General features: G+C 63.4%; 12 protein-coding genes. 10 read left to right on the top strand and 2 right to left on the bottom strand.

Annotated elements, in window-relative coordinates:
• Positions 1-26 precede the first annotated feature (26 nt).
• The 10 genes from P0R31_RS03835 to P0R31_RS03880 all read left to right on the top strand — a co-directional run bounded on the left by P0R31_RS03835 (position 27) and on the right by P0R31_RS03880 (position 10,423).
• The gene (locus tag P0R31_RS03835) at positions 27-1,313 is read left to right on the top strand and encodes an ABC transporter substrate-binding protein (RefSeq protein WP_275512931.1); all 1,287 of its coding nucleotides are present in this window, start codon (positions 27-29) and stop codon (positions 1,311-1,313) included.
• Entirely contained in the window at positions 1,310-2,230 is a 921-nt protein-coding gene (locus P0R31_RS03840) for a carbohydrate ABC transporter permease (RefSeq protein ID WP_275512932.1), read from the top strand. Before P0R31_RS03835 ends, P0R31_RS03840 begins: the two co-directional genes overlap by 4 nt.
• Positions 2,223-3,080, top strand: a complete 858-nt coding sequence (locus P0R31_RS03845) for a carbohydrate ABC transporter permease (RefSeq protein ID WP_275512933.1) — start codon at positions 2,223-2,225, stop codon at positions 3,078-3,080. Before P0R31_RS03840 ends, P0R31_RS03845 begins: the two co-directional genes overlap by 8 nt.
• Positions 3,081-3,090: 10 nt before the next feature.
• Positions 3,091-4,200 carry an ABC transporter ATP-binding protein gene (locus tag P0R31_RS03850; protein WP_275512934.1) on the top strand — a complete coding sequence of 370 codons (1,110 nt, stop codon included), beginning with the start codon at positions 3,091-3,093 and terminating at the stop codon, positions 4,198-4,200.
• Positions 4,197-4,964: an SDR family NAD(P)-dependent oxidoreductase gene (locus P0R31_RS03855; protein WP_275512935.1), complete on the top strand. Its 768-nt coding sequence runs from the start codon at positions 4,197-4,199 to the stop codon at positions 4,962-4,964. The genes P0R31_RS03850 and P0R31_RS03855 overlap by 4 nt, the downstream gene beginning before the upstream one ends.
• 131 nt (positions 4,965-5,095) lie before the next feature.
• Positions 5,096-5,413, top strand: a complete 318-nt coding sequence (locus P0R31_RS03860; protein ID WP_275512936.1) for a hypothetical protein — start codon at positions 5,096-5,098, stop codon at positions 5,411-5,413.
• Between the two features lie 836 nt (positions 5,414-6,249).
• A complete protein-coding gene (locus P0R31_RS03865; protein WP_275513084.1) occupies positions 6,250-6,414 on the top strand; it encodes an RNA polymerase sigma factor region1.1 domain-containing protein in 165 nt (54 codons plus the stop codon).
• 260 nt (positions 6,415-6,674) lie between these two features.
• Entirely contained in the window at positions 6,675-8,498 is a 1,824-nt protein-coding gene (locus P0R31_RS03870; protein ID WP_275512937.1) for an adenylate/guanylate cyclase domain-containing protein, read from the top strand.
• 42 nt (positions 8,499-8,540) lie between these two features.
• Positions 8,541-9,362 (top strand): phosphatase PAP2 family protein, encoded by an 822-nt coding sequence (locus tag P0R31_RS03875; RefSeq protein WP_275512938.1) that lies wholly within the window; start codon positions 8,541-8,543, stop codon positions 9,360-9,362.
• The gene (locus P0R31_RS03880; RefSeq protein WP_275512939.1) at positions 9,359-10,423 is read left to right on the top strand and encodes a G1 family glutamic endopeptidase; all 1,065 of its coding nucleotides are present in this window, start codon (positions 9,359-9,361) and stop codon (positions 10,421-10,423) included. Before P0R31_RS03875 ends, P0R31_RS03880 begins: the two co-directional genes overlap by 4 nt.
• 8 nt (positions 10,424-10,431) lie before the next feature.
• Here P0R31_RS03880 and lpxB read toward each other — a convergent pair whose 3' ends face one another.
• Both lpxB and P0R31_RS03890 read right to left on the bottom strand, forming a co-directional pair.
• Positions 10,432-11,610, bottom strand: coding sequence for a lipid-A-disaccharide synthase (lpxB, locus tag P0R31_RS03885; RefSeq protein WP_275512940.1), 1,179 nt, complete (start codon positions 11,608-11,610; stop codon positions 10,432-10,434).
• The gene (locus tag P0R31_RS03890; RefSeq protein WP_275512941.1) at positions 11,610-12,479 is read right to left on the bottom strand and encodes an LpxI family protein; all 870 of its coding nucleotides are present in this window, start codon (positions 12,477-12,479) and stop codon (positions 11,610-11,612) included. Before P0R31_RS03890 ends, lpxB begins: the two co-directional genes overlap by 1 nt.
• Positions 12,480-12,482: the final 3 nt, after the last annotated feature.

Below are 12,482 nucleotides of genomic sequence, written 5' to 3' on the forward strand. Positions count from 1 at the left end.
AAGATTTCACACCGGGAGGAACTGCCATGCCGATCACAACAACAAGGCGTCGTCTGCTCGCTGGCTCTGCTGCCGCGCTCGCATTTCCGGCCTTTGCCCGCGCGCAAGGCGCGGCCAAGCCGCGACTGACCGCGATCTCGCAATGGTCGGCGGGCAGCGACGGGGCGGCCATTACGGCGCTCGGCAAGAAATTCGAGGAGAAGGGCGGGGTCTGGCAGCACTCGCCCGTCCCAGGCTTCACCACGGAGATGATGAACAAGCTGCGGGCCCAGATCATTGCCGGCGATCCGCCGGCCTGTTCACAGCTCAAGGGGCCCGAGATCGCGGCCTGGTCGAAGATTGCTCCGACCGTGGATCTCGACAGCATTGTCGCCGCCGCCGGATATGAGAAGGTGGTCGCGCCGGACCTTGCAAAATTGCACAAGCCGGGAGGCAAGTGGATCGCCCTGCCGCTCCAGATCTACAGCACCAACATGCTGTTCCTCTCCAAGCGCGGGATGGACAAGGCCAAGGCCGACAAGATTCCCGTCACCTGGGCTGATTTCAACGAACTTGCCGACAAGATGAAGTCGGCCGGAATGAACTACCCACTCGCCAATGGCGGCACCCGTCCCGATGACGGGCAAAAATTCGAGGCCTCCTTTGCCGGCATCAGCCCGGTCGCATATCGCGCAGCGATCATGAACCTCGACAAGAAGGCGCTGGAGGGGCCTGAGATCAAGGCTGCGTTCGCACAAACCCGCAAGATCGCCGATTGGTGCGACCCCAATGTTGGCGCACAGCCTTATGCCACCAATCTGAAGCGCTTCATCGACGGCGACATGGGCATGATGATCCAGGGCGGATGGGCCCAGGGCGTGTTGCGCAACGCCGGGTTCAAGTTCGACGATTTCATCATCGCGCCCGGACCCAGCGACAACGGCAAGCCGGTCTTCCTCTTGAATGCCGATGCTTTCATCTTCTGGCAGCGCAAGGAGGCTGACTTGCAGGCCGGCCAGATGCTGATGGCCCAGCTCGTCATGGATCCGGCGATCCAGACCATGTATTCGCAGATCACCGGATCGATCCCGGTGCGCACCGATGTCGACCTCTCCGGCGAAGGCTGGTCGGACGGCCAACGGCGGACCGCAGCCGCGCTGAAGGACGCGGTCGCCAACAATCAGGCCGTCCTCAGCCTCGCCCATAACATGGCACAGCAAAACGGCCTGACCGCCGCGATGATCGACGTGCTCACCGAGTACGTGAAGAACAAGACGATCAAGCCGGAGCAGGCGGTCACTCGTCTTGCCGATGCCGTCGAGGGTGCGCGTTGACTGACGTGGTCGCAACAGCAGCGCGGCCGGCGACGCCCGACTGGGTGCGCCGGCTGCCGGAATATCTGATGATCTGGGTGCCGCTGCTGCTGTCCGCGGCGCATCTCGTGACGTTTTCGCTCTGGACGATCTGGATCTCGTTCACCCCCTCCACCCTGGTCCCTGTTACGGGCTGGGTGGGTCTGCGCAACTACTCGGCGGTCCTGGTGAGCCGGAACTGGCAGATCGCCTTCGACAATCTGCTGCTGTTCGGCAGTGCTTTCGTGCTGCTGAGCTTGATGACCGGTCTCCTGCTCGCGATCCTGCTCGATCAGCGCATTCGCGGCGAGAACGTGCTGCGCTCCATCTTCCTCTACCCCCTGGCCGTGTCCTTCGTGGTCACCGGCACGGTCTGGAGCTGGCTGCTCAATCCCGGCATCGGCATCCAGAAGCTCGTTCACGACCTCGGCTGGACATCCTTCAGGTTCGACTGGCTGGTCGACCGCGACATGGCGATCTGGACCATCGTCATCGCCGCGATCTGGCAATCCTCCGGCTTCGCCATGGCGCTCTTTCTCGCCGGTCTCAGATCCGTCGACGCCGACATCATCAAGGCGGCGCAGATCGACGGCGCCGGGCCGATTCGAATCTACCGACGCGTCGTCTTGCCCACGCTCTGGCCGATCACGATCACCGTGGTCGTGGTTCAGCTGCAATTCGCGATCTCGGCCTTCGATCTCGTCCGCGCGCTGACCAATGGCGGGCCTGGAATCGCGACCCAGCTGCCGGCGCTCGTCGTCTACGACCTCATGTTCCAACGCAGCCAGCTCGGCCGCGGCGCGGCAGCGGCGGTGCTCATGCTGCTCATTCTGCTCGCGGTGCTGCTGCCCTATGCAGCCTGGCGTTATGTCCGACAACGGCGGACCACCCATGCGTGAGCGAACCTTCGCGCCGAGCCGGCTTCTGATCTATCTCGTCGTGTCGCTGGTCGCGGCCGCCTATCTCGCGCCATTGGTTGTCGTCGTCCTGAACTCGCTCCGCAGCAACGAGGAGATCGCGCAGGCCTCGATGATCGGCTGGCCGCAACAATGGGCCTGGAACAACTATGCGAGGGCCTGGAGCGGCTTCTGCGTCGCCGAGACCTGCGCCGGCATCCGGCCCTACATGCTGAATTCCGCGCTCGTCACGATTCCGGCGACGATCATCTCGACCCTGCTCGGCGCAATCGCCGGTTACGCCGTGTCGCTCTGGCGTTTTCGCGGCGACAACTGGATCTATGGCATCGTGACGCTTGGCCTGTTCCTCCCCCAGCAGATGCGCCTGTTGCCCTGGACCATCGTGCTGCGGGACGTCGGCCTCATCAACACGCTGACCGGCCTCGTGCTGATTCACACTATTCAGGGGCTCTCCTTCACCACGCTGTTCTGCCGCAACTATTACGTCGCCGTTCCCCACGAATTGATCAGGGCCGCGCGGATCGACGGCGCCGGGTTCTTCCGCATCTTCTGGCGCATCATCCTGCCGCTCTCCGGGCCGATCCTGATCGTCACGGTGATCTGGCAGTTCACCCACATCTGGAACGAGTTCCTCTATGGCGTGACGTTCACCACCGGCCAGCAGCAACCCGTCACCGCAGCTCTCATCGCGCTGTCGGCCGCAATCGCCGATATCCCGCAGCATGGCGTGCAGAGCGCAGCGGTGATCATCGCCGCGCTGCCCACGCTGTTGATCTACCTTCTCGGCGGCAAGTACTTCGTCCGCGGCCTGACTGCCGGGGCCGTGAAATGATGGAGTTGTCATGGCAGCACTGAGCATTCGCGCCCTGTCCAAGCGCTACGCCAATCTGGAGGTGCTGAAGGACATCGCGCTCGACATCGAGAGCGGCGAGTTCACCGTGCTGGTCGGCCCGTCCGGCTGCGGCAAGTCCACCCTGCTCAACATCGTCGCCGGGCTCGACCGCCCGAGTGCGGGAACGATCGAAATCGGCGGCCGCGTCGTCAATGACGTCGCGCCGAAGGACCGCGACATCGCCATGGTGTTCCAATCCTACGCGCTCTATCCCTCCATGACGGTGCGCCAGAACATCACCTTCGGCATGGAATGCCGTCACGTTCCCAAAGCCGAGCAGGACGCTGCGGTCGGCAATGTCGCAAAACTGCTCCAGATCGAGCCGCTGCTCGGCCGCAAGCCCTCGCAATTGTCCGGCGGCCAGCGCCAGCGGGTGGCGATGGGACGCGCGCTGGTGCGCAATCCCCTGCTCTTCCTGTTCGACGAGCCGCTCTCCAATCTCGACGCCAAGCTGCGCGTCGAGATGCGGATGGAGATCAAGCGCCTGCATCAGCGCATCGGCGCCACCATCGTCTATGTCACCCACGACCAGATCGAGGCGATGACGATGGCGACGCGGATCGCCGTGATGCATCAGGGCAGCGTGCAGCAATTCGCCGATCCCGACACCGTGTACCGCTATCCGGCCAATCTGTTCGTCGCACGCTTCATGGGCTCGCCGCCGATGAACACCATGCCGGCGCGGCTCGAGGCCGAAAATGACGGGCCGATCGTCGTGATCGGCGCGGGGCGGCCCGACGAGCTTCGTCTGCGCCTCACGGGATACGACGCCGCGGCACCCTTCGTCGGGCGCAAGGTGGTGTTCGGAATCAGGCCGGAATGCATCGCCGAGGGGAGCCGTACGTTTTCCAGCGAAGCGCCTGTCCTCGTCGAGGCGCCGGTGGAGCTGGTCGAGCCCACCGGTGCCGAGACCATGGTGCTCCTGCGGCTCGGCGGCGAGCCCGCGATGGCGCGAGTCTCGCCGGATATCCGCCCCGCGCCCGGCACGTCCGCCGCCTTCGCGCTCGACACCCGCCGCATTTGCCTGTTCGACCCCGAGACGGAGCGCCTGATCGCATGACGAAGACGACCTATTCCAGCCTTGCCGGCCGCGTGGTGTTGATCACCGGAGGCGCCAGCGGCATCGGCGCCGCCTTCGTCCGGGCCTTCGTGGGCCAAGGCGCCCGGGTCGCCTTCTTCGACATCGACAAGGACGCCGGCGAAGCCCTGGTACGGGAGATAGCGGCCTCGTCCGGGACCGGCCCGCTATTCGTGCCCTGCGATCTCCTCGACATCGATGCCTTGCGCGCGGCGATGGCAGAGGCTCGCCGTTCGCTCGGCGATGCCGCCGTTCTCGTCAACAACGCCGCCAACGATCAGCGCCAGGTTCTTTCCGAGGTGACGCCAGCCGAGTTCGACTGGATGATCGGCGTCAATCTCAAGCACGTTTTCTTCGCGGCGCAAGCGGTGGTGCTGCAGATGCGGGCGCGCGGCGGCGGCTCGATCATCAACATGTCCTCGATCGCCTGGATGCGCGGCGCGCCGGCGCTGCCGGTCTATGCCGCGGCGAAGGCAGCGATCGTCGGCTTCACCAACTCGCTGGCGCGGTCGGTCGGTTCCGACCGCATTCGCGTCAACGCGATCGCGCCGGGCATGGTGATCACCGAGCGCCAGCGCAGGCTGTGGTATCCGGACGATCGGGTTATTGCCGAGATGCGCTCGCGCCAGGCCGTTCCGGATGCGGTAACGCCCGAGGACATCGCCAACATGGCGCTATTCCTCGCTTCCGACGAAAGCCAGCGCATCACCAGCCAGTGTTTCAGGGTCGATGGCGGACTCGCCTAGGGCGCGTGCGCATAAGACCGTCCGGGTCCTCTTTGGTTAGCCCTCCGTGACTTTCGACAATAATGGTTGGAACTAGGAAACCTTGGGACGTTCGCGCGTTTAGGGGCCGGAGCGAACGGTGGAGGAAAACCATGCGAACAGCAATTCTCGCACTGATTGTAGTTGCCGGAAGCGCAATGACCTTCCCAGCAACGGCCCAACAGCAAAAGGCCGCACCCAGTGAGCAAACCAAGGAGGAGATGAAGCGCGACGTGGACCGGGAGCTCAAGGCTGGCCAGCCCAACGAGCAGATGCAGCGTGATGCGGACAAAGGGATCAAGACCCGCAACTCCGGAGAGTCCGGATACGTGGCCGATCAAGACAAGCCGGCCGCTTCGGCGCATCCTCCGGGCCGGCCGGGAAGTGAGCAGACCACCGGCTCGGGTGGTCAGACCGGCACTCCGAAATAGAACATGTGGAGTGGCCTGCACAGGATCGTAGCGGTGGGATTGCTTACGTGAGCTCGTCCAACCACCTCTGAGCCAGTTTCGGCTCACCCGGAGTGTTTGAAAGGCGAGAGCCCATCTGCAAGAAACGTGCATGAAGCGCGAAGGGTTCCAAACCGCACTTGTCGCGCAAGCGTTCGATTCTTAAGCCCAATTCAAGCAGTTTCTCCCTTGCCGGGCTGCGCAAGCCGACCCGTTCATACGAGCCGAAGAGCCTCCATTCTCCCTTGGCGCACGCTTGCAAAGCCAGGAGAAGCAATTCGCCATATGCAGCTTCAAAGGCCGCGAGCTGCCGTTCGTAAGAGGCTCTCATCGGCTCGAATAGGTTGTTGGGTCAAAAAATGCGGACAGACCGGAGACGACCGCGATAACCGCCAAGAACAGGACCGTGGTAGGATCCACGAGCAAATACACGGCTGCCATTATTCCGGCGATGGTCAGAGCTGGTCCAATGAGCACAGGGTGCGTCTTAAGCCAGCTGATCACCCCGTGGCGAACCCGAGGGATGTAGGCCATAGCGGCGAGGAGCGCGACAAGTACAACAAGCCATTTCGGCATGGGATGAACCGTCTTGTTTGCCCTGCAACCACAATAGCTAAGCATGCTTTCGTCCGCATGAAACATAGAGTTCAAATGATTGCGACTGCCCGGCCTGTACTTTGGGGCAAGCTTCGGCTCCAGGCGCTCCGGCATTCAGGTCCGGGCTACTCCCTAGTCCGGCGGGCGCAGACCATCGCCTAGGATGAGACTTCGACTCTCTCCCCCATAGTAGGCGCTGCCGAAACGGAGAGAACTTGATCGTGCCGGAAATCATCAGACGAGCCATCGAGATCGGTACACTTGACGGTCGTATTACCTTCGATGAGCTGAATAAGCTCTGTGAGGGGGCAATGCTTGATCCCAAAGACATAGACCTCATTCTCAATGCCCTGAGCGAAGCAGGAATTTGGATCGAAGGAGACTGAAGTCCGCGATGGGGTCACAAGCCGGCGATCGGCTATCGACCAGACCGTTTCCGTCGCACGCGCCATAGGCCGGTGCCGTTTTCGCCAAGGAATCGCGACCTGCCCCTGACCGTATTTCACGGGCTGGTTGCGAAAATGAGGATTAATCTATTTGCGCGAAACAACCGCGGCTTGTGAAACCGGGAAAAACGGGCTTAGCTAAGGGAACAGCATCCAAACGGCGGCAAGGACCCACGCATCAGAGTGACCACGGATACACTATGGCCATCCCCCGTGAACCCGATGCCAGCCCGCGACTCGACGCGCCTGTAGGGCCGGACGCCGCGCGAGAGGTTGCTGCTGGTCAGCGCAAGCTGGTGGCCGTGCTCGCGGCCGACATTGTGGGTTACAGCCGATTAATGGAAGCGGACGAGGAAGATACCCACAAGCGGGTCCTCTCGCTCCGCGCGACAATTATCGACCCGACGATCGCAAAGCACAGGGGGCAAGTGATCAAGAACACCGGAGACGGCTTTCTTGCGGTGTTTGACAGTGCAAATGACGCCTCCCAATGCGCGCTTGCAATTCAGCACGGCGCCAATGCGATGTCGGCGGAAGAACCGGAACATCGCTTCATCAGTCTCCGGATGGGAATCAACGTTGCGGACGCGATCTTTGAACGGGAGGATATTTACGGCGACGGCGTGAACATCGCCGCTCGGCTTCAGACCTACTCCGAGCCCGGCGGCATCGTCGTCTCGGGTGCTGTCGCGGATCAGATCAGTGAACAGGCCGGCGTCTCCGTCGTCGACTTCGGCGAGCTGCATCTTCGGAATCTGTCGCGCCCCGTCAAAGCGTTCGGGCTGCGCATCGAGCGTTCACCGCATGCGGTGGCAGATAGTCCAATCAGAGCGCAGGGCCGACCATCCATCGTCGTTCTGCCATTCCGCAATCTTGCCAGTCAGGATGATGCTTATTTCGCCGAGGGAATTGTCGACGAGATCATTCACGCGCTTTCCGCGCTGAAGGAACTGTTCGTGATATCGCGCGGGTCGACGCTGGGTTATGGCAGCGAGATCATCGATGTCCGCGCCATCGGTCGCGAACTGGGCGTGCGCTATGTGCTTTACGGCAGTGTTCGCCGCTCCGGCGGACGGCTGCGTATCAATACCGAGCTCAACGATACCGAGTCGGGCAACATCATTTACTCCGATCGTCACGAAGGCGAGCTCAGCGAGCTGTTCGCACTGCAGGAGCAAATCTCGACGCGCGTGGTCACGACGATCGCGCCACATGTTCGCGAGTGGGAGCGTGCACGGGCTCTGCGCAAGCATCCGCAGAATTTGACCGCCTACGATCTGGTTCTTCAGGCGCTGAGCTATCTGTACCGCATGGACTATGACTCGTTCTCGCGGGCGCGCGGATTGCTGCAGCAGGCCATCACGCATGACCCCAACTATGCGCCGGCCTATTCCTACCTCGCATACTGGTACATGTTCAGGGTCGGCCAGGGCTGGTCCACCGACGCCGCGGCCGACAGCATGGAGGCGTCGCGCAATGCCGCCAGGGCAATCGAGCGCGATGGCAACGATGCGCTCGCGCTGGCGATCGACGGTCACGTGCATTCGTTTCTGTTCAAGGATTTCGAGACGGCGACCCGCCTGTTGGACCGCGCGATCACGGTCGGTCCCAATTCGGCCATGGCATGGACGATGAGCAGTGCGACCTGCGGCTATCTCGGCGAAGGCTCGACCGCCGTCTTGCGCGCCGAACATGGCTTGCGCTTGTCGCCGCTGGATTCACACGTGTTCTGGCACGAACACCTGCTTTCCCAGGCGCACTACATCAACGGCAATTTCGATGAAGCGGCCGCCTGGGGTTGGCGAGCGGCGAAGCACAATGAGCGCTTCACCTCGAATTTCCGCATCCTCGCAGCCAGCCTGGTGGCCATCGGAAAGTTTGTAGACGCGCGCCAGATCGCGCAACGCCATATGCTGGTTGATCCGAATTTCCATTTGCAGGCCTGGGCGGACCGCACGCCGCTCAACGCGGCCACCCGCGACAATCTTCGACAACGACTCAAGGCGGCAGGATTTCCAGACTGAGTTTTTAGCAAGAGATAGGCGGCAAATCATTGGGAGGCTGCGATGGCAGGCAACGCCGGGAATGCGGGAAACGCAGGCAACGCTGGGAATGCTGGAAACGTCGCAAATGCAGGCTCGGGCGGCGGCGGTTGGATCTTTCCGGATCGCATAGACCTGCCGTTCATTACGGAAACGGGCGTCAGCACCAACCGCACCACCGTCACCGAGTTCCCGGACCGGAGCTGGACCCCGGACTGGTACGCCTGGCGGCTGCTGGCCGAATTCGCCATTCACGGCGGGTGGAGCACGATCACGGTTGCCCAGCCAAACTATGCGAACACCGGAGCTGAGATCGACGCGCTCGTGACAATGGCCAAAGACGAGCGGGCGGACGCGCTCGGCGAGATTTTTGCGCAGAACGACGAGTTTCTGAGCTACTTCATGGCGCTTCTCAACGTCACGCCAAACTCGCATCCAAACACCTGTCGCGTGATGACGACGGCAAGCCTGATCGCGCTCCAGGTCGCGATGTATTGGAAAGCCTACTACAAGCGGCCACGACCGCCGCAAATCTGCCCCGCGCTGTTGCCGCCGATCCAGGTTCCCGGTCACGCGTCCTATCCCAGCGGGCACGCGACTCAGGCGCATTTGGTCGCGCTCTGCCTGGAATCGGTGCTACCAGCGTCGGTGCAGCCGATGGCGAACGATCTCACCATTCTCGCCGGCCGGATCGCGCGAAACCGCCAGATCGCCGGTCTCCACTACCAGAACGACACGGACGCCGGCGTTCGATTGGCCAGTGATCTCTACAATATCCTGGACGACAAAACATCCGTGCCAAGTTTCGATGACTTGGTCACAGCTGCCAAGGGGGAGTGGCCATGAGCGCGCGCGCGAGTGGTGCCGAGCTGAGCAAACTTCCGACGCGGGACGAATTGGACGCGAGTCTGGGTCGGCAGATATTGTTGCCACCGCCACCGCCGTCCAAGGACTTCGACGCGCTGAATGCCGATGCGCGGGAGCTCGAATTCTACCGGCTTCCGCCCAAGCCGCCCCCGGGCGCGGGACGCACGGCGGAGGCGTTATGGGCCAAGCTTCTTTCCAAGCCTCTCGAAGTTCTGCCTATGATCTATCCGGGCTCCGCTCCCGACTTTCGTGTCAACCGCGGCCGTTTGGGCGCGGGCTATCCCGGCCGACACGAAACCAGCTTCAACTGGTCGGGCGCATGTATCGCGGCGACGGAGGGCGCCCAGTTCACACAGGTGTGGGGGGCCTGGCAAGTCCCCAAGGCAATGGCCCCCTCAGCCGCGCCGGGCGATTATCGCTGTTCGACCTGGATCGGGATCGATGGTCATCGGCGCTTCGATACTTCGCTGCCGCAGATCGGGACGACGCAAAAGATCGTGGTTGCCGCTGACGGCAGCGTTGGCCCGCCGTCCGCGGAAGCATGGGTTCAATGGTGGTTTCGCGGTGACCGCGACACTGGCCCGTGGATACTCCGCAACTTTCCGGTCCTACCGGAAGACCGAGTCAGGTGTGTTCTCACCGTTTTATCGCAAGACCACGTCCGCTTTTTCATCAAGAATGAAACGCAAGGCGGAAAGTCGCTTTCGGTCGATCTCCTTGCGCCGACGATTCCGAATCCCTACCCGATCGGATTCCCCATCGAGTTTCCGGCGCGAGGCCGTACGGCGGAGTGGGTCACGGAGCGGCCCACCGTTTTGCATGCGACCGACCTTTATCGGCTGCCCGACTATGGCGTGACGAAGTTCGAGGACTGCTTCGCACTCGCGGGCACCGGCGGGATCGGCTTTCAGCCTCAAGATCTCGAGAATGCCAGACTGATCAAGATGATCGAGATCCGCGAAAATCCGCATCGGACCGCACCACTGTCAAAACCGGAAAAACTGGACCAGCAAACCGTACAAACCAGGTTCGTGCGCTGAACAGTTTCTTAGCTCGTTCGCCTACTCTTCCGCATCGTCGCGAGCACGATGTCGGCGGCGAGCACGCTCGGCGACTTGTTGCCGGTCGACATGATCTGATCGAGCCGAGCAAAGGCCTCGACCTGCGCGCGGCGGAGCGGCGAATCCGTTAGCAACGCGGAGAGTGCAGGCGCCAGCTTCTCCGGCGTGCATTCCTCCTGCAAATACTCGGGAATGACATCCTTGCCGATCACGAGATTGGCAAGGATCACCGAGGAGACACGGATCGCGCGTCGCAGGATGAACGCCTCGATCGCGCCGACGCGATAGGCCGTCACCATCGGAATGCCTGACAGCGCGAGCTCCAGCGTCACCGTGCCGGATTTCGCCAGCGCGGCGTGAGCGATGCGGAAGGCCGCACGCCGCTCGTTCTCCCCGATCACGATTTGAGGCTTGACCGGCCAGCTCGCGAGGCCTTCGCGGATGGTGGCTTCGAGATGCGGCATGGTCGGCAGCATCAGTTCGAACGCACAGCCCTCACCCCTTAAGCGGCCGAGCGTTGCGCCGAACACGTCGAGATGATGCCTGACCTCGCTGCGGCGGCTGCCGGGCAGCACCAGCAGCACCGGCGGCTCACTGTCGCGGCGCGTCTGCTCCTCCGCGCTCGGCCGCAGCGAACTCAATTGCTCGATTAGGGGATGGCCGACATAGCTGCAGGGCGGCCCGCCGAGCTTGCGGTATTCCTCGGGCTCGAACGGCAGCAGGCCGAGCACGTGGTCGACATAGCCGAGCATGGTCCGCGCCCGTCCTGGCCGCCATGCCCAGAGCTGCGGCGAGACGTAGTCGACGATCGGGATCGCGGGATTGCGCGCGCGCACGCGGCGGGCGACGCGATGGGTGAAGTCGGGGCTGTCGATGATGACGAGCACGTCGGGCGCGGCCTCGGTCACTGCGTCGGCGGTCTGCCGGATCAGCCGCAGGATCTTCGGCAATTGCTGCACCACCGCGGCAAACCCGACGATCGAGAGCTCCTCGATCGGAAACAGCGATTCCAGGCCCTCGCGCGCCATGGTGCGGCCGCCGACGCCGACGAACTGCACGCCGTCGCCGAGGCGCTGGCGCAGCACCTTCATCAAGGCGCTGCCGAGCCTGTCGCCGGATTCCTCCGTCGCGATCAGGAAGATCTTGCGCTGGGGATCACGCAACATCACGCGGGCAGGCCGATGACGAAGAGATATTTGGCATCGGCAAGCGCGATCATCGCCTGCGGCTCGGCGGCGATGGTGTTGCCGGCGGTGACGGCGATGCCGGCAAGGCCGGCGGCCGCGACGCCCTCGATGGTGCGCGGACCGATCGTCGGCAGGTCGAAGCGCAGGTCCTGGCCGCTCTTCGGCGCCTTCACCAGCACGCCGCGTCCGGTGGCGGCGCGGATGCGGCCCTCCTCGCGCAGCCGCGCGACGCGGGCGAGCAGCGCGTCGGTGCCCTCGATGTCCTCGACCGCCACCACGTGGCCATCGATCACGACCACAGCCTGGCCGATGTCGAACGGACCGAGCGCGGTCAGCACCGCCCGGCCGCGCGCGATGTCCGCCTTGCTGGCATCGCTCGGCCAGGCGCGGCTGATGCAGCCCTCGGGCATCAGGAGATCCGGCGCAACGTCCTTGATGCCGACCATGCGGAAGCCGTCCTGCTCGAGGATGCGCCCGACCCCCGACAGCAGATGATCGTCGCCGCCGCGGAAGGCGCGGATGACATTGCCGAGCAGGCGCAGCGTCGTGAAGTCGAACCGGATCTCGGACAGCGAAGGCCGCACCAATGTGCCGATGAAGATCAGGTCGCGGCAGCCCTCCTCGCGGAACAGCCGCATCGCGCGGCCGAGCTGGCCGACCGAGATCCAGCGATGGCGGAACTTCTCCACCCGCTGGGGATCGCAGGCCCCGCGCAGCGGAAACAGCACCGGCGTGATGCCGTGCGCGGCGAGCGACTCGGCGACCGCGAACGGCATGGCTCCGCCCCCGGCGACGATGCCGACCGGTGACGAAACCTGCAAAGCCGCCGATGTCGTGCCCGCGGCCATCCC

It is taken from the genome of Bradyrhizobium yuanmingense, assembly GCF_029167105.1.
Classification (GTDB): domain Bacteria; phylum Pseudomonadota; class Alphaproteobacteria; order Rhizobiales; family Xanthobacteraceae; genus Bradyrhizobium; species Bradyrhizobium yuanmingense_A.

Bases quoted from the DNA above. Each gene is read 5' to 3' on its own strand.
- P0R31_RS03835 (WP_275512931.1), top strand. From the start codon at position 27: ATGCCGATCACAACAACAAGGCGTCGTCTGCTCGCTGGCTCTGCTGCC.
- P0R31_RS03845 (WP_275512933.1), top strand. From the start codon at position 2,223: ATGCGTGAGCGAACCTTCGCGCCGAGCCGGCTTCTGATCTATCTCGTC.
- P0R31_RS03850 (WP_275512934.1), top strand. From the start codon at position 3,091: ATGGCAGCACTGAGCATTCGCGCCCTGTCCAAGCGCTACGCCAATCTG.
- P0R31_RS03855 (WP_275512935.1), top strand. From the start codon at position 4,197: ATGACGAAGACGACCTATTCCAGCCTTGCCGGCCGCGTGGTGTTGATC.
- P0R31_RS03860 (WP_275512936.1), top strand. From the start codon at position 5,096: ATGCGAACAGCAATTCTCGCACTGATTGTAGTTGCCGGAAGCGCAATG.
- P0R31_RS03870 (WP_275512937.1), top strand. From the start codon at position 6,675: ATGGCCATCCCCCGTGAACCCGATGCCAGCCCGCGACTCGACGCGCCT.
- P0R31_RS03875 (WP_275512938.1), top strand. From the start codon at position 8,541: ATGGCAGGCAACGCCGGGAATGCGGGAAACGCAGGCAACGCTGGGAAT.
- P0R31_RS03880 (WP_275512939.1), top strand. From the start codon at position 9,359: ATGAGCGCGCGCGCGAGTGGTGCCGAGCTGAGCAAACTTCCGACGCGG.
- lpxB (WP_275512940.1), bottom strand. From the start codon at position 11,610: ATGTTGCGTGATCCCCAGCGCAAGATCTTCCTGATCGCGACGGAGGAA.
- P0R31_RS03890 (WP_275512941.1), bottom strand. From the start codon at position 12,479: ATGGCCGCGGGCACGACATCGGCGGCTTTGCAGGTTTCGTCACCGGTC.